This window comes from Streptomyces sp. NPDC006487, from assembly GCF_042870555.1.
Taxonomy (GTDB): Bacteria; Actinomycetota; Actinomycetes; order Streptomycetales; family Streptomycetaceae; genus Streptomyces.
In genome coordinates this window covers 137,494-152,589 of sequence record NZ_JBIAHN010000014.1, presented here as the reverse complement: position 1 = coordinate 152,589, position 15,096 = coordinate 137,494, and the positions used below count along the sequence as shown (strand labels likewise).

The following is a 15,096-nucleotide window of genomic DNA, read 5'->3' as shown; positions in this document are numbered from 1 at the left end:
GGGGACGAGTTCGGCGCGCCGGGAACTCCCCGGGCGCCCCGGGAGTCGGATGCTATGAAGTCGGACGCTTTGCGGCCGAAACCGTCGCCCGGGGGAAGGCAGGAGCACGTGGAGCAGGGCAGCACGACGGCTACGGCACGGGGCGGCTTCGTGTTCAGCGAGGCGGACGAGGAGCGCCGGCACGGCGTCCGCCGGATGAAACGGACCGCCACCGGCCTGCTGATCCTGGTCGCGCTGGTCTACGTGGCGGCGAAGTGGGCGGAGCACGCGGGCGCGGGCGGCTGGGCCGGGTACGTCGCGGCAGGGGCCGAGGCGGGCATGGTCGGCGCGCTCGCGGACTGGTTCGCCGTCACCGCCCTGTTCCGGCGGCCGCTCGGCCTGCCCATCCCGCACACCGCGATCATCCCGACGAAGAAGGACCAGCTGGGCGTCTCGCTCGGGGAGTTCGTCGGGGAGAACTTCCTCTCCGCCGACGTGGTGCGCACGAGGCTGCACGCCCTCGGCATCGGCGGCCGGCTCGGCGCCTGGCTGGCCGAGCCCGCGCACGCCGACCGCGTCACGGCAGAGCTGGCCACGGCCTTGCGCGGGGCGCTGACGGTCCTGCGGGACTCCGATGTGCAGGCCGTCGTAGGCGAGGCGATCACGCGGCGGGCCGAGACGGCGGAGATCGCGCCGGGGATCGGCAAGACGCTGGAGAAGGTCGTCGCGGACGGCGGCCACCGCCGGGTCGTGGACCTGGTGTGCGCGCGGGCGTACGACTGGCTGGTCACCCATGCCGAGTCGGTGGAGTCGGCGGTGCAGGGCGGGGCCCCCGGCTGGACCCCGAGGTTCGTCGACCGCAAGATCGGCGACCGCGTCTACAAGGAACTGCTGCGCTTCGTCCAGGAGATGCGGGACATGCCGGAGCACCCGGCGCGCGGGGCGGTGGACCGCTTCCTCGCGGACTTCGCGGCGGACCTCCAGTCGGACACGGAGACGCGGGCGCGGGTGGAGCGACTGAAGTCGGAGATCTTGCAGCGCGAGGAGATCCAGGACGTGATCGCCTCCACCTGGACGGCGGTCCGCTCGATGATCATCTCGGCGGCGGAGGACGAACGCAGTGCGCTGCGCCTGCGGGTCCGCTCCTCGCTGATGTCCCTGGGCGCCAGGCTGGCGACCGACGGCCGCCTCCAGGACAAGGTGGAGGGCTGGATCGAGGGCGCGGTGGTCTACGTGGTCACCACGTACCGCACGGAGATCACCTCGCTGATCACGGACACGGTGGCGGGCTGGGACGCCGAGCACACCTCGCGCAAGATCGAGGCCCACATCGGCCGCGACCTCCAGTTCATCCGCATCAACGGCACGGTGGTCGGCGCTCTGGCCGGACTGCTGATCTACAGCTTGTCGCGCGCCTTCGGGGCTTAGCGGGGGCCACCTCGGGGTCTGGCGGCGGCGCAGCCTGACGGGGACGCCGCTCGGCGCGTACGTGGCCGGTGGGACGTCGCTCGGCGCGTACGTGGCCGGTGCGGCGAGGCCGGTGGGACGTGGCCGGTGCGGCGAGGCCGGTGGGACGTGGCCGGTGGGACGACGCCGGCGGGACGAGGCCGGTGGGACGAGGCCCGGCCGGGCAGGGTGGGCGGCGCCGTACGGGACGCTCCCGGGCGTGGTCAGCGGCGCCGGGCGAGATGGACGACCACGTCGGCGGCGATCTCGACGCGGGCCGGCAGGATCCGCACGACCCGGCGGAACACCTGCTCCCTCTCGACGGCCGGCAGGACGAGGTAGGCGGAGACGGTGGAGAGGTAGCCGATGTAGTCGTCGGCGCTCATCGTCAAGCGGCGGTCGATCACGGCCTGCCGCACATCGGTGAACCAGGCGGAGGCGGACCGCTGGAGCTCCGTCCCCGGCCACTGCAGGGCGTCTTCGGGTGGTGTCCCGTCCGGGGACGGGATCTCGTCGCTCTCCAAGAACGGCGCCCGCGCCGCACGAACGGCCTCCGTCACGGCCGGGTCGACCGGCCGCACCTGCCCGCCTGCCGAGGCGAACACCCCTGCCGACTCCACAAGGGAGGCCACCCGCGCCCACCGGCCGTCCGGGTCGGTCCAGTGCAGCGCCGCCACCGCGTAGACCAACCCGTACCGCCGACGGCCCGGCCGTAGCTCCTCGAGGGAGGCCCGCACCGGCCTGACGCCCGCCGGTACGTGCTTGCGCAGCTCGGCGAGCATGGCTCCGTCGGGTTCGGTCGCGGTGACGGCGATCCCGTGCCCGGCGAACAGACGGGTTGCCTTGCCGGTCCCGGCGCCGATTTCGAGGGCGCTCGGAACCGGACCGCCGGCGTACTCCCGCACGAGGTCGAACAGCTCCGCGGGATATCCGGGCCGGAACCGCTCGTACGCCTCCGCCCTCTCTCCGAAGCTCAGTGCGCGATCAGGCATGCCGGAGATCCTGGCACGAACGGGTGCCACGCGGGGCCGGGCGCGGAGATGGTGCCGGACGGGCAGAGCGTCGTCCGCGGTCCGCGGACCGGTACCCGGGGTGGCCGGTACCGCCGGGGCGGTCAGCCCCTGTCGGCGACCGCCCAGGACGCGGCGGCCACCACGCCCGCGGCGCCGATGACCGCCGGCCAGGCGCCGACCTTCTTCGCCAGCGGGTGCGCACCGGCGAACCCGGCGAGGTACAGCGCACCGAGCCCGGCCGCGGCGGGGGCTCCGCCCCGCTTGTGCCACTCCCGCCCGGCCACGATCCCCGCGGCGCCGAGCACGACACCGCCGAGGGGCCGCTTCTTGGTCCACCGCGCGACGGCGTAACCCCCGACCAGACCGGCGGCCGCCACCACAGAACTCGGTACCCGTGCCATGCTGTCCAACTCCCTCACCTCATCGGTTCATCGGTTCATACGCGCACACCTACTCGCCCCCCGAGGCTAACTCGACCCCTTGACCACCCGTCGGGCCCCCACCGCGCCCAACACCAGTACGGCACCGCCGATCACCGGATCCGGCACGGCGTCCCGTACGCCGCGCGGCAGCACCGCGACCACGCCCAACACGAGCAGAAACGCGAGCCCACACCCGCCGGCGGCCCGAAGCAGTCTGTCCACGTGCTGCTCAACGCGGCCGCCGGGCCGCCCGACACGGACCGTGCCGAGGGGATTTGTCGCACACTCGCCGGATCCGCGCGATGTCTGCTCAGGGAACCTGATGGGCATAAATTCAATCTCCCACCCAAAGGGGCAAACCACCTCGCCCCCTCCCGCCCGCCCCACCCCTCCCACCCCTCATCCCACATCAGGAGCCAGGACATCGTGATCTGCTACGGACAGGCCGTCCTCGACCTCGCGGACGAACTGGTCGACGCCTACGCCGACGTCTTCTCCGCACCGCCGTGGAACGAAGACGAAGAAACCATTCGCCAGTTCGCCACCCGCCTCCCGGCCGACGCCCGGCGCCGTGGTTTCCGTACCGCCTTCATCCAGTCCGCCACCGGCATCGACGGCTTCGCCACGGGCTGGATCACCCCGGTGGCCTTCCCGAAGAACCGGGCGTACGCCCAGGTCTCGGCGCAGCTCGGCTCGGCCCGGGTGAAGGAACTCCTCACCGGGGCGCTGGAGATAGACGAACTCGCGGTACGCCCCTACGCGCGTGGCCGCGGCACCGCCCGGGACCTCCTCACCGAGATCACCACCGACGCCCCGGACCGCCGCGCCTGGCTGCTGACCAGCCGGCTGGCCAAGAACACGGTGGCCACGTACCGCCGCCTGGGCTGGCACGAGGTCGCGGCCCTGCCCGGCACGGAGACGGGCGTCATCGTCTTCCTGTCCCCGGACCACCCGAACCGGGCGGCGTAGCCCGCGGCCCGCGCGGCAATGAAGACGGGCCTCACCGCCTTCCCGGTCCGGTCCCGTCCCGTACCGTCCCGCCCGATCCCGTCCGTCCCGTCCCCGCACCCCTCCCGACCCCGGCGGCGCAGCCCTGCCGACCGCTCCCGGACTTCGGCCGGACGGCGACGGCCGGGAGGTGCTCCCCGCTCACGTCCGGCCAACGGGCCGACCGGATCCGGGAACCCACGGGAAGCGTCTCTGGACGGCGCAGGACACGCCGCAAGGACACCCGGAGGCAGCTCCGAAACATCGCCCGGAGGCGCGTCCGAGTCACTCGGGCGGGGCATACCGCGGCCATGAACCCCACCACGGGCACCACACGCCCCACGCACACGATGCCCCCGGCACACCCGGTGAAGTCCAGGCGGCCCGCCCGGTCCAGGCAGGCCACCCAGCCCCCACCCAGCACTCAGCCCACCCAAACCCGCCCCACCCCCACTTCCACGGCCCGCCGCCAACTCAACCTGGCCACACGCCACCAACTCACCACCACCGCCGGCGTCCCACCCGGCACGATCGCCTCCCGCACCCGCCCCGGCGGACCCTGGCAGCGCCTGCTGCCCCGGGTCTACCTCCTCCAGACCGGCCCTCCGGACCACCGCCAACGTGCCCTCGCAGCCGTCCTCTACGCCACCGAATCCGGCTCCGACCCGCTCTCCGGCGAGACGGCCGCCCTCACCGGCGGCGCGGCCCTCGCCCTGCTCGGGATCCGCGAAGCCCCGTACGCCCCGGCCGACGTCCTGATCCGTGCGCCGCGCCGGCTTGCCGGCTCTCCGGGTGTGCGCCCGTACCCGACCACCCGCTGGCCCCGCACCATCACCGTCTCCGGCATCCCGAGCACCCGCCCGGTGCGCGCGGCCGCCGACTTCGCGGCCCGGACCGAGGAGCCGGCGGACCGGGTCCGCTCGGTCCTCGCGCACGTCGTGCAGTCCGGCTGGTGCCATCCGCACGACCTGTACGCCGAACTCCGCGCCGCCCGCCTCCTGGCCCGCCCCGCGATCCGCGCGGCGGCGGCGGAACTCCTCGCCGGAGTCCGCTCGGTCGCCGAGGCCCGGGCCCGCGACACCCTCTCGGCCACGGACCTCCCGACGCCCCTGTGGAACGCCCGCCTCCACACCCCGGACGGAACCTTCCTGGCGAGCCCGGACGCCTACTGGCCCGACGAGGGCGTGGCTCTGGAGATCGACTCGGCGGAGTACCACTACACCCGCGACTCCTGGCACGCCACGCTCCACCGCCGCCTCCGCCTGGAGTCCCACGGAATCCTGGTGGTCAGCGCCACCCCCTCGATGATCCGCGACACCCCGGCCGAAGTCATCGCAGCCCTCCGCACCCTCCTCACCCTGACCACCACCCGCCCCACCCCACCCACAGCCCTCGCCCGCGGCCACCAGCAACTGCTGCTGTTTCGGGGAAATCCCTGACTCGTCTTCTGCCTGCCTGCCTACCTGCCCGCGTGCGTCGTTTTCCCCTGCAACGAAGTACGGCCAGAGACAAACAGCATGTGATCGACCGGGATTGACTGCTGTTGATGTATGCGTAGCGTTTCGGCATGACGATGCGAGAGCTGCTCTTCGAAGTTGCACACACGTATGACCAGAAGGCGAGCACGAAGGGGCACGTTCCCGGTCAGAAGGTCCTTCGCAAGGTGGCCAGCCGTACCGACCTCGGGGTGCTGGACGGCTGGGAAGCAGAAGGCTACGGGGGGAAGGGGACTGCTGCCCTAGCGCCGTGGGTGGGGGTATTCGACCCGAAGATCAACCGCAATCCGAAGGCCGGACTGTACCTCGCCTACATCTTCAGCACGGATCTGAAGACGGTGACGTTGACCCTTCAGCAGGGGGTCACGGATCTGGAAGAGAAGATCCGTGGGAGGAAAGTTCTCCTCAGCCATCTGGAGCGGCAGGCGGACCGTCTCTTTACGGCTCTACCGGCGAAGCTGGCCGAGGAGTGGAACTACCGTCCGTCCTTCGGCCCGCAGGAGCGCCCGGAAGCGTACGAGGCCGCAAGCGTGGTGGCTCGTCCGTACGACGTCAGCAACCTCCCTACGGAGGACCAACTACAGCAGGACCTTCGCGCGGCCGAGAGTCTGCTGAGGAGTGCTGCCGAAGCGGATGAGGCACTGCGGGCCGAAGAGGAAGGCGAGCCGGGGCTCGCCCAGCCGAAGCGCAAGCGTAAGGCCGGGGCGGCTCCGGCGATCGGGTTCAAGCCGGGCAATAGCTCGGCCTATCTGGTGGCCATCGCGGCTCACGAGCAGCTGAAGAGCCGCAAGCACGAGCTGCTGATCCAGGATTTCGCCACCCACATTGCCGAGCGGGATTACGAGGCGAGGAACCAGCACATCCACCCCAAGGATCTGACGCTCCACCCGGCCGATGCGGCCGCGGGCGACGCCGGAGGGGCCGATGCAGGAGCGGCCGATCTCCAGGAGTGGCTCGTCGAAGCCAAGGTGCTGAGGAACGGCAACGCTGCTCCGGCCGTACGCGAGGCCGTTGGTCAGCTCAAGGAATACAGCTACTTCCTCTACGGAGAGAAGGGGCTGAAAGCCCCCCACCTCATCGCGCTCTTCTCCGAGGACATCGGTGTGTACGCGTCGTACCTGGAAGCCGAAGGCATCGCCGCGATCTGGCAGACCAGCGATGGCTGGGGCGGGACCGCCACCGCTGATGCCTGGGGAATGGTGGGCTGATCAGGCGGCGCCATTTCCGTGGCACTCCCCGTAAGGCCTGCCCGATGTGCACCAGCAGGTGGTGGTGTTCGTCGGGGGCCAGGGGGTGGCTTTGCCGCGGGCGGCCAGGGTGGTGGCGTATTCCGCCAGGAGGGACGGGGAGGACGGGGAGGTCTTCTCCGAGGCGGCGAAGGCTTCGTATGAAGGGACGCTCGCCGTGACGATGCCGAGGTTCGTGGTGCCCGAGGCGGCCAGGGAGCGGAGGGAGGCTTCCACCTGGGCCAGGTGGGCGTCGTGGGAGGGGTACTCCGCCGAGAGGGTGGGGTAGCTGGTGAGGAGTTCTGCCAGTTCGCGGGCCGGCCAGTGGAGGATGGCCACCGGGAAGGGGCGGGAGAGCGCGGCGCGGCGGTCGCCGAGTTCGGCGCGCAGGCGGGCGATCTCGGCGCGGAGTTCGGCGGGGTCGTCGGAGCCGAGGGCCCAGATGCGCTTGGGGTCGTGGAGTTCGTCCAGCGGGATCGGGCCGATGTGGCGGGTGTCCGCGACCATGTCCCAGTCGTCGTGGGGGAGTCCGAGGAGGCGGCGTACGCGGTGGCGGCCCGTGAGGAGCGCGGTCGTGGCCGGGGTGAGCGGGGCGTTGTCCGGGACCAGGAGGGTGGCCGCCTCCGTGAAGCACTCGTGGGAGGCCTCGAGTTCGTCGTGGGCCTCCAGGGCTTCGGCGATGACCTCCCAGGGGGCGGGGTCCGAGGGGGCCGCCGCGCGGATGCCCTGGATGAGGGCGCGCGCCTCGGGCTCGTGGCCGTACTCCCAGAGGTTGGCCGCCTGGAGGGCCTTGATGAGGGACGGGTCGTCCGGCGTGTCCGCGGCCAGGAGTTGGTCGTAGAGGGCGCTCGCCCGCTCGCGTTCGTCGGCCAGTTCGAGGTGGGCCGCGGCCTGGAGGAGCAACGGCTCCTGGTCCTCGGGGTAGCGGGTCGCCGTGCGGATGAGGCGCTCGGCTTCGGCGATGTGCTCGGCAGGCGTGTCGGGGCGCATGGTTTGCAGCGTACTGCCGCTGGTCAGTTGAGGGGGGAGGACTTAAGGTGCCGCCCGTGCGAGATCGCGTGCGGGTCGTGGTGCAGGGGAGGGGCCGGCGGTCCTGGCATGCTCGCAGGGCCGGTCTCGCCGGGGCGTTGTGGGCGGCCGGTGAACTGGCCGTCACGGTCGGCGTGGTGGTGATGCTGCTGGTGGTGCACCAGGTGTGGTGGACCAACCGGCAGGCGCTGAGCGCCGCGCACGAGGTGGTCAGGGAGCTCGAGGGGGGCGGGTGGCCCGCCGGTCCCGAGGGGGAGGGGCAGGGGGAGGGGACGGGGGCGGAGGAGGGGCCGGACGCAGAGGCTTCCGTCGGGCCTTCCGGCGGTTCGGGCGATTCCGGGTCCCCGGGGGGTGCCCCCGCCGGGAACTCCGGGCCGCGTACCGTCGATCCACCGCCCCGGGCGTCCGCGTACGGCATCCTGCGCATTCCGCGTCTGGGCGTCGCCGTACCCGTCGCGCAGGGCGTGGACAAGCGGTCCGTGCTCGACAAGGGGTACGCCGGGCACTACGTCGGGACCGCGCAGCCGGGTGCCGAGGGGAACTTCGCGCTCGCCGGACACCGCAACACGCACGGGGAGCCCTTCCGTTACATCAACCGGCTCAGGGCCGGGGACGAGCTGATCGTGGACGTGCGGGGGAAGCGGTACGTGTACCTCGTCGGGCAGACGCTCGCGGAGACGACCGAGCGCGACACCGGGGTGATCGCGCCCGTCCCGCGCAGCGCCGTGACGCCGGGGGCCGGGTACAGCGAGCCCGGTGCGTACATCACGCTGACCACCTGCACGCCCGAGTACAGCTCCAAGTACCGGCTCGTGGTGTGGGGGACCCTCAAGCGCTGACGGGTGGACGCGCGGCCGGACCGTAGGGTGGGGCGGTGCGTCTGAAAAGGGTGAAACGTCCGCAGTTGTTGTGGCTGGTCGTGCCGTTCGTCTTGTTCGTCGGTGTGCTGCCGCTCGCGAACCGGGTGGAGCCGGCGCTGGGCGGCGTACCGTTCCTGCTCCTCTGGTTCGCCGGGGCGACCCTGCTGACCCCGCTTGCGGTCTGGCTGACCTGGCGCGGTGATCACCGATGAGTCAGGTGGCCGTGGCGACCACCGTCTTCGGCGTGTTCATGGTGGCCACCGTGTCGCTCGGACTGCTCGCGGTGCGCGGACGCGGCGGGGGCGGCGGCGGGCTCGCCGAGTGGTCGGTGGGCGGGCGTTCGCTCGGCACCGTCTTCATCTGGGTCCTGATGGCGGGCGAGGGGTACACGAGCTTCAGTTACCTCGGCGCGGCCGGCTGGGGCTACAACTACGGCGCCCCGGTGATGTACGTGGTCGCGTACATGTCCTGCGGCTACGCCGTCGGCTACCTCGTCGGCCCCATGCTGTGGGACTACGCGCGCCGCCACAACCTCGTCGGCATCACCGACATGGTGAGCCACCGGTACGGCCGTCCCTGGCTCGGTGCGGCGGTCGCCGTCCTCGCGACCGTCTTCCTGCTCCCCTACATCCAGCTCCAGATCACCGGAATGGGTGTGGTGGTCTCGACGGTGACCTACGGGGCGGTGCCCCTGGAATGGGCGTACTTCATCGCCTTCGCCGTCACCACCGGCTTCGTCGTCGTCAGCGGCCTGCGCGGCAGCGCGTGGGTGTCCGTGCTGAAGGACGTGCTGGTCATCGGCACGCTCGGGTTCCTCGCCGTCTACGTGCCCCAGCACTACTTCGGCGGGTACGGGGAGCTCTTCGGCCGGTTGACGGCCGAACGCCCGCAATGGCTGACCCTCCCCGGAGCCGGCAGCGGGGAGGGCGGCCGGGGCGAGCTGGGGGTGGGGTGGTTCGCCTCCACCACGGTGCTGAACGCGCTGACCGTCGTCATCTTCCCGACCACGGTCGCGGGGTACCTGGGCGCGCGCAGCGCCGACGCGCTGCGCCGCAACGCGATCCTGCTGCCCGCCTACAACGTGCTGCTCTTCGTGCCGATGCTGCTGGGCATGGCAGCGCTGTTCGTCGTACCGGGACTGACGGGCGCCGAGTCCAATCTCGCGCTGTTCAAGCTGGTCGTGGACTCCCTGCCGGCGTGGGCGGTGGGGGTGATCGGGGTCGCGGCGGCGCTGTCCTCGATCGTGCCGATGGCGGTGTTCATGCTGGTCATCGGCACGATGTGGGGGCGCAGCGTGCTCTCGCTCGTGCCGCGGTGGAGCTCGGGGGAGCGGCAGAAGCTCGCCTCGCAGGTGGTCGTGGTGGCGGCCGGGACGATCGCGCTGGTGATGACGTACACGGCGCCGAACACGCTGGTCAGGCTCTCGCTCGTGTCCTACGAGGGCATGGCACAACTGGTGCCGATGCTGCTGCTGGGCCTGGTGTGGCGCAGGCTCACGACGCCGGCCGCGGTGGGCGGGCTGGCCGCCGGGGTCGCGGTGGTCTGCGGGCTGGTCTTCACGGGCAACGACCCCGTGTGGGGGGTGAACGCCGGAATGGTCGCCCTCGCGGTGAACCTCGGGGTCGCGCTGACCGTGACCTGGCTCGGTCCGCGGGAGCGGGCGGCGGGCGGGGGCGGGGGGCCGGACCGCCGGCCCGACGGGGAGGTGCTGGCGCGCGACCCGCTGCCCGGGACCGGGGACGAAAACGAGGTTCCGTCCGTTGTCGGTGCACGCGGTTAGTATCGATCGCGAGTACGAGTACGAGTACGAGTACGAGTGCGGGTGCGAGTGGTTGGTGCGCGGAGGGGGTGGTTCGTATGGCAGAGCACAGCGGGCTTCGCCCCGTGCGGTTCACGGCGCCGTCCGCGCGCCTCGTGGCACTGCTGACCTCCCTCCTGCTGCTCGGCGGCTTCCTCGGGCTGTTCGCCGGGGAGGGCGGGCTCGGCGCGGTCGTGGTGGTCCTCGCGGCGAGCTTCGCCGTGGGTGCCTCGGCCCTGGCCGCCCGGCTGGTCCGGCCGGTGCCGCCGCACCGAATACGTACCGCGATCCGTGATCGCGAGCAGCGCACGGCGTTCCTGCCGCAGCGCGATCCCGATGCTTCGGGCCGGTCGCGGCCCCGGGCGCCCGGCCGTCTCCTTCCGACGGCCGCGTAGGGGCGCGCAGCTCCTTCCTCCTGATCACTTCTGATCGCTTCTTTTGCCGCCCCTCGCGGGTCGTCACGCCGAAACGCATCTCTTTCGACGTTCGACGAGTCCCTTCGGAGGGCCCACGTGTCCGTTTTCATCGATCTTGTTGCTGTGCTGGGCCGGCTGCTGGAGCCGGTGCTGGCCGAGTCCGCGACCGCTGCCGCGATCGTGCTGTTCACCGTGCTCGTGCGGCTCGCGCTGTACCCGCTGAGCCGGGCCTCCTTCCGCGGGGCGACCCCGGTGGCGGGCCTGCTGCCGGTGCTGCTGCAGCTGCCGGTGTTCTTCCTGATGTACCGGGCGTTCTCCTCGGCGGAGATCGGCGGGGCCGCCAACGAGCTGCTCGGGCACCGGCTGTTCGCCGCGCCGCTCGGGGACCGGTGGGGCGACGCACTCGGGGAGGGAGGCCTCTTCGGGGAGCGGGGGCTGGTGTTCCTCGGGCTGTTCGCGGTCGTCGCGGTGGTGGCCGCGTGGAGTGCGGTCCGCGGACGAAAGGCCGCGGCGCTGGCGGCTGCCACGGGTGGGGCCGGCGCTGCCGTGGTCAAGGCGGGCGGTGCCAAGCCGGGCGGTGCCAAGCCGGGCGGTGCCAAGCCGGGCGTGGGCAAGCCCGGCAGGGCCGGCGGGGCTGCCGGTGCCAAGGCTGCCGGTGCCAAGGCGGGCGGTGCCGTGGGTGGCCGTGCCAAGGCGGGCGGTGCCAAGGCCGGTGGGCTCGGGGTCTCGGGGGCTGGTGGGGCCGGGGCGGTCGCCGGTTTGAGTGCCGAGCAGCAGGAGGTCATGCGCAAGCTGGGCGGCGTCCTGCCCCTGCTGTCCTTCGGGACGCTGATCACGGCTGCCCTGGTGCCGCTGGCGGCCGGGCTGTACCTGGTCACGACCACCGCCTGGTCGGTGGCCGAGCGCCTCTGGCTCCAGCACCGGAAGGACCGGGCGGGGCGTGCCGGGCAGGAGCCCGGCGGAGCAGAGCGTTCCGTCATGTGAACAGGGTCTTGCGGATGAGGCCGACATCTTGGAGGATCGACCAATCCTCCGATGGCCGCAACCCATCGTCCGGCCCGGGGCATGCCCATGGGCCGACCACCCTCGACCACGGGAGAATGCCCATGAAGCTGCTGCGTGTAGGACCCGTCGGGTCGGAGCGCCCCGCGCTGCTCGACCAGGACGGGACCCTGCGGGACCTGTCCGGCCTGATCACGGATGTGGACGGCGCGCTGCTCTCCGACGACTCCGTGCTGTCCCGGGTCCGGGACGCAGCCGCGTCCGGTGAGCTCCCGGTGCTGGACGCCGAGGGTCTGCGGATCGGGTCCGCGGTCGGCCGCATAGGCAAGGTCGTGGGCATCGGCCTGAACTACCACGGGCACGCGGCCGAGGTGGGCGCCGAGGCGCCGGCCGAGCCGATCGTGTTCCTCAAGGCCCCGGACACCGTGGTCGGCCCCGACGACACCGTGCTGATCCCGCGCACCAGCGTCAAGACCGACTGGGAGGCCGAGCTCGGCGTCGTCATCGGTGCCACCGCCCGCTACCTGGCCTCCCCCGAGGAGGGCCTCGCGCACGTCGGCGGGTACGTGCTGGTCAACGATGTGACCGAGCGCGCCTTCCAGATCGAGCGCGGCGGCACCTGGGACAAGGGCAAGAACTGCGAGACCTTCACCCCGCTCGGCCCCTGGCTGGTCACCGCGGACGAGATCCCGGACCCGCAGGCGCTGGACGTCAAGCTGTGGGTCAACGGTGAGCTCAAGCAGGACGGCAACACGTCCGACCAGATCTTCGCGGTCGGCGAGGTCGTACGGTACGTCAGCCAGTTCATGACCCTGTACCCGGGCGACGTCATCGTCACCGGCACCCCGGCCGGCGTGGCCGCGGGCCAGCCGGAGCCGAAGCCGTTCCTGCGGGCCGGCGACGTCGTGGAGCTGGAGATCGACGGGCTCGGCCGTCAGCGCCAGGAGTTCAAGGACGCGTAGTCGGTCCTCGCGGGCCGACAGGGAGGGGCGGTGCCGTCGTCGACGGCGCCGCCCCTTTCGCGTTCCCGTTCCCTTTCGCGGTCTCCGGCAGGGCGCGGACGGGTCAGACCTTCACTGTGCACCCGTCCCGCGACGACTTGCGGGCCGCCTCCAGTACGTCCAGGCAGTGCGCCGCCTCCAAGGCCGTGACGGGGGCCGGCCCGCCGTCGCGCAAGGCCGCCGCCACGGCGGCGTAGTACGCGGGGTAGTCGCCCGGCACCGTGCGCACCGGGGTGCCCCCGCCGGTCAGTGGCGATTCCCCGGAGCCCAGCCGGCCCCACAGGTGCTCGGGCTCCTCGCCCCAGGTCCGGTCGGGGTCGCCGGGGCGCAGGCCCTCGCGCAGTGCCCCCTCCTGGGGGTCCAGGCCGTACTTCACGTAGCCCGCGCGGGAGCCCAGGACGCGGAAGCGCGGGCCCAGCTGGGCCGTGGTCGCGCTGACGTAGAGGTGGGAGCGGACCCCGCTCGCGTGGGTGAGCGCGATGAAGGTGTCGTCGTCCGCCTGGGCGCCCGGGCGGCGCACGTCGGTCTCCGCGTAGACCCGTACGACGGGGCCGAAGAGCACCAGTGCCTGGTCCACCACGTGGCTGCCGAGGTCGTACAGCAGGCCGCCGATCTCCTCGGGGGCGCCGGACTCCCGCCAGCCGCCCTTGAGCTGCGGACGCCAGCGCTCGAAGCGGGACTCGAAGCGCTGGACCTCGCCCAGCTCGCCGTCGGCGATGAGGCGGCGCAGGGTGAGGAAGTCGTTGTCCCAGCGGCGGTTCTGGAAGACCGACAGGAAGGTCCCGGTCCGGTCGGAGAGCGCGGCCAGTTCGCGGGCCTCGGCCGCGGTGGCGGCGAGCGGCTTGTCCACGACCACCGGAATGCCGGCCGTGAGGGCCGCCGTGGCGAGCGGGACGTGCGTCTTGTTCGGGGAGGCGATGACGACGAGGTCCGGGGCGGGGCTCTGGGCGAGCAGCTCGGCTGCGGTGGCGGCGATCCGGACGTCCGGGTAGGCCTCGCGGGCCTGCGCGGCGCGGCCCGGGTCGGAGGTGACGACGGTGTCCAGGACCAGGCCCTCGGTCGCGGAGACGAGCGGGGCGTGGAAGACGGAGCCGGCCAGGCCGTAGCCGACGACTCCGACGCGGAGGGGGGTGAGGGGAGAGGCGGGGGCGGTGGCGTTCATGGTGACCACTTTGGCAACAGTGTTGCTTAAGTGCAAGGAGGGTGGACAATGGCCAGGTGGACCGGGGTAGCAGGGGCAGTGGCGGTAGCGGTATCGGCAGCGGTGGCAGGGACGGCACGGGGGGCGGCAGCGGCGTGAACCTGCCGGCGCTGCGGGGGCACAACGACGCGCTCGTACTGGACCTCCTGCGCGGAGCCGGCCCCGCCGGGCTCGGCCGCGGCGACCTGGCCGCCCGTACGGGACTCACCCCGCAGGCCGTCAGCAAGATCGCGGCTCGGCTCCGGACCGACGGCCTGGTGGCCGACGCCGGACGCGAGGCCTCCACGGGCGGCAAACCGCGCACGCTGCTGAGGCTGGTGCCGGAGGCGCGCAACGCGGTCGGGGTGCACTTGGACCGCGACGAGCTCACGGCGGTACGGGTCGACCTGGCGGGCCGCGTCGTCGCCGAGGAGCGGGCCCCGCTGGACTTCGGGGCCGGTCCGGACACGGTGGTCGAGGAGACCCTACGGGCCGTCGCGCGGGTGTGCGGCGACCGGCCCCTCCTCGGCGTCGGCGTGGCTGCGCCGGGGCCGCTGGACTGGCGGACCGGGGTGCTGGGGCGGGTGACGGGGTTCCCGGAATGGGAGGGGTACCCGTTGCGGGAGGCGCTGGAGGGGCGGTTGGGGGTTCCCGTGCGGGTGGACAAGGACACCAACGCGGGGGTCGCGGCGGGGGCCGGCTTCGGAGCGGCCGCCTTCGGGGAGGCCGTGGCGTACGTGCACGTCGGCACCGGACTGGGAGCGGGGCTCCGGCTGGCCGGCGCGGGAGAGGTCTACCGGGGGCGGCGCTCGGCGGCGGGGGAGTTCGGACACCAGGTGCTGCGGCTGGACGGGCCGGCCTGCCGGTGCGGGGGGCGCGGGTGTGCGGAGGTGCTGTGCCTGGACGCGGTGGCCGGGGGCCGGATCGAGGAGGCGGCGCGGATCGTGGGGGAGGCGGCGGCGAACCTGGTCGCGCTGCTGGATGTGGACCGGGTGTTGCTCGGGGGGCGGGTGGTGGCGGCTGCGCCGGGGGTGTTCCTGGCGGGGGTGCGGGGGGTTTTGGGGGTGCGGGCCTTTGTGGGGGGTGCGGTGAGGGTTGAACTCGCGGAGGGGGGTGTGGCGGAGGGGGCGGCGGAGCTGGTGCTCGGCCCGTTGTTCGGGCGGGGGGTGTGAGTGGCCCTGCGGGCCGCTGGCCTCCGGGTCGCTGGCCCCGGGCCGGGGTGGGGGTGGGGCTCGCTGCGC

16 protein-coding genes are annotated in these 15,096 nt (G+C 72.7%); 11 read left to right on the top strand and 5 right to left on the bottom strand.

From position 1 onward, the window contains the following. The first annotated feature begins 54 nt into the window (after positions 1-54). Positions 55-1,407, top strand: coding sequence for a DUF445 domain-containing protein (locus ACFYM0_RS25320; RefSeq protein WP_388505191.1), 1,353 nt, complete (start codon positions 55-57; stop codon positions 1,405-1,407). A gap of 242 nt (positions 1,408-1,649) precedes the next feature. On the opposite strand, the gene ACFYM0_RS25315 is transcribed toward ACFYM0_RS25320, so the two are convergent. From ACFYM0_RS25315 to ACFYM0_RS25305, 3 genes are all read right to left on the bottom strand, one after another. After that, on the bottom strand, positions 1,650-2,417 hold the full coding sequence (locus ACFYM0_RS25315; RefSeq protein ID WP_388505188.1) for a class I SAM-dependent methyltransferase: 768 nt from the start codon (positions 2,415-2,417) through the stop codon (positions 1,650-1,652). A gap of 122 nt (positions 2,418-2,539) precedes the next feature. Then, complete coding sequence (locus tag ACFYM0_RS25310) at positions 2,540-2,839, bottom strand: hypothetical protein (protein ID WP_267821242.1); 300 nt, start codon at positions 2,837-2,839, stop codon at positions 2,540-2,542. Positions 2,840-2,905: 66 nt separating this feature from the next. Next, positions 2,906-3,082, bottom strand: a complete 177-nt coding sequence (locus tag ACFYM0_RS25305) for a hypothetical protein (protein WP_385372420.1) — start codon at positions 3,080-3,082, stop codon at positions 2,906-2,908. Positions 3,083-3,286: 204 nt separating this feature from the next. Between ACFYM0_RS25305 and ACFYM0_RS25300 the strand changes: the two genes are divergently transcribed. The 3 genes from ACFYM0_RS25300 (at position 3,287) to ACFYM0_RS25290 (ending at position 6,551) form a co-directional block, all read left to right on the top strand. After that, entirely contained in the window at positions 3,287-3,829 is a 543-nt protein-coding gene (locus tag ACFYM0_RS25300) for a GNAT family N-acetyltransferase (protein WP_388505185.1), read from the top strand. Between the two features lie 329 nt (positions 3,830-4,158). Continuing rightward, complete coding sequence (locus ACFYM0_RS25295; protein ID WP_388505183.1) at positions 4,159-5,286, top strand: hypothetical protein; 1,128 nt, start codon at positions 4,159-4,161, stop codon at positions 5,284-5,286. Positions 5,287-5,414: 128 nt separating this feature from the next. Further along, a complete protein-coding gene (locus ACFYM0_RS25290) occupies positions 5,415-6,551 on the top strand; it encodes an MrcB family domain-containing protein (RefSeq protein ID WP_388505181.1) in 1,137 nt (378 codons plus the stop codon). Here the strand turns inward: ACFYM0_RS25290 and ACFYM0_RS25285 are convergent, their stop codons facing one another. Beyond that, positions 6,552-7,559, bottom strand: coding sequence for an SEC-C metal-binding domain-containing protein (locus ACFYM0_RS25285; protein ID WP_388505179.1), 1,008 nt, complete (start codon positions 7,557-7,559; stop codon positions 6,552-6,554). Positions 7,560-7,615: 56 nt separating this feature from the next. Between ACFYM0_RS25285 and ACFYM0_RS25280 the strand changes: the two genes are divergently transcribed. The 6 genes from ACFYM0_RS25280 to ACFYM0_RS25255 all read left to right on the top strand — a co-directional run bounded on the left by ACFYM0_RS25280 (position 7,616) and on the right by ACFYM0_RS25255 (position 12,636). Beyond that, complete coding sequence (locus ACFYM0_RS25280; RefSeq protein ID WP_388505177.1) at positions 7,616-8,437, top strand: class E sortase; 822 nt, start codon at positions 7,616-7,618, stop codon at positions 8,435-8,437. Positions 8,438-8,472: 35 nt separating this feature from the next. Then, positions 8,473-8,670: a DUF3311 domain-containing protein gene (locus ACFYM0_RS25275; protein ID WP_388505175.1), complete on the top strand. Its 198-nt coding sequence runs from the start codon at positions 8,473-8,475 to the stop codon at positions 8,668-8,670. Further along, positions 8,667-10,238, top strand: a complete 1,572-nt coding sequence (locus ACFYM0_RS25270) for a sodium:solute symporter (RefSeq protein ID WP_388505172.1) — start codon at positions 8,667-8,669, stop codon at positions 10,236-10,238. Before ACFYM0_RS25275 ends, ACFYM0_RS25270 begins: the two co-directional genes overlap by 4 nt. 77 nt (positions 10,239-10,315) lie before the next feature. Further along, positions 10,316-10,651 carry a DUF6412 domain-containing protein gene (locus tag ACFYM0_RS25265; RefSeq protein ID WP_388505169.1) on the top strand — a complete coding sequence of 112 codons (336 nt, stop codon included), beginning with the start codon at positions 10,316-10,318 and terminating at the stop codon, positions 10,649-10,651. Positions 10,652-10,768: 117 nt separating this feature from the next. Next, on the top strand, positions 10,769-11,656 hold the full coding sequence (locus ACFYM0_RS25260) for a hypothetical protein (RefSeq protein WP_388505166.1): 888 nt from the start codon (positions 10,769-10,771) through the stop codon (positions 11,654-11,656). Positions 11,657-11,778: 122 nt separating this feature from the next. Then, complete coding sequence (locus ACFYM0_RS25255) at positions 11,779-12,636, top strand: fumarylacetoacetate hydrolase family protein (protein ID WP_388505164.1); 858 nt, start codon at positions 11,779-11,781, stop codon at positions 12,634-12,636. Positions 12,637-12,739: 103 nt separating this feature from the next. On the opposite strand, the gene ACFYM0_RS25250 is transcribed toward ACFYM0_RS25255, so the two are convergent. Beyond that, positions 12,740-13,837, bottom strand: a complete 1,098-nt coding sequence (locus tag ACFYM0_RS25250; RefSeq protein ID WP_388505161.1) for a Gfo/Idh/MocA family oxidoreductase — start codon at positions 13,835-13,837, stop codon at positions 12,740-12,742. A gap of 134 nt (positions 13,838-13,971) precedes the next feature. On the opposite strand from ACFYM0_RS25250, the gene ACFYM0_RS25245 reads away from it, so the two are divergent. Next, the gene (locus ACFYM0_RS25245) at positions 13,972-15,027 is read left to right on the top strand and encodes an ROK family protein (protein WP_388505158.1); all 1,056 of its coding nucleotides are present in this window, start codon (positions 13,972-13,974) and stop codon (positions 15,025-15,027) included. Positions 15,028-15,096: the final 69 nt, after the last annotated feature.

Coding starts and splice junctions, on each gene's coding strand:
- ACFYM0_RS25320 (WP_388505191.1), top strand. CDS start 55: ATGAAGTCGGACGCTTTGCGGCCGAAACCGTCGCCCGGGGGAAGGCAG.
- ACFYM0_RS25315 (WP_388505188.1), bottom strand. CDS start 2,417: ATGCCTGATCGCGCACTGAGCTTCGGAGAGAGGGCGGAGGCGTACGAG.
- ACFYM0_RS25310 (WP_267821242.1), bottom strand. CDS start 2,839: ATGGCACGGGTACCGAGTTCTGTGGTGGCGGCCGCCGGTCTGGTCGGG.
- ACFYM0_RS25295 (WP_388505183.1), top strand. CDS start 4,159: ATGAACCCCACCACGGGCACCACACGCCCCACGCACACGATGCCCCCG.
- ACFYM0_RS25290 (WP_388505181.1), top strand. CDS start 5,415: ATGACGATGCGAGAGCTGCTCTTCGAAGTTGCACACACGTATGACCAG.
- ACFYM0_RS25285 (WP_388505179.1), bottom strand. CDS start 7,559: ATGCGCCCCGACACGCCTGCCGAGCACATCGCCGAAGCCGAGCGCCTC.
- ACFYM0_RS25270 (WP_388505172.1), top strand. CDS start 8,667: ATGAGTCAGGTGGCCGTGGCGACCACCGTCTTCGGCGTGTTCATGGTG.
- ACFYM0_RS25265 (WP_388505169.1), top strand. CDS start 10,316: ATGGCAGAGCACAGCGGGCTTCGCCCCGTGCGGTTCACGGCGCCGTCC.
- ACFYM0_RS25255 (WP_388505164.1), top strand. CDS start 11,779: ATGAAGCTGCTGCGTGTAGGACCCGTCGGGTCGGAGCGCCCCGCGCTG.
- ACFYM0_RS25250 (WP_388505161.1), bottom strand. CDS start 13,837: ATGAACGCCACCGCCCCCGCCTCTCCCCTCACCCCCCTCCGCGTCGGA.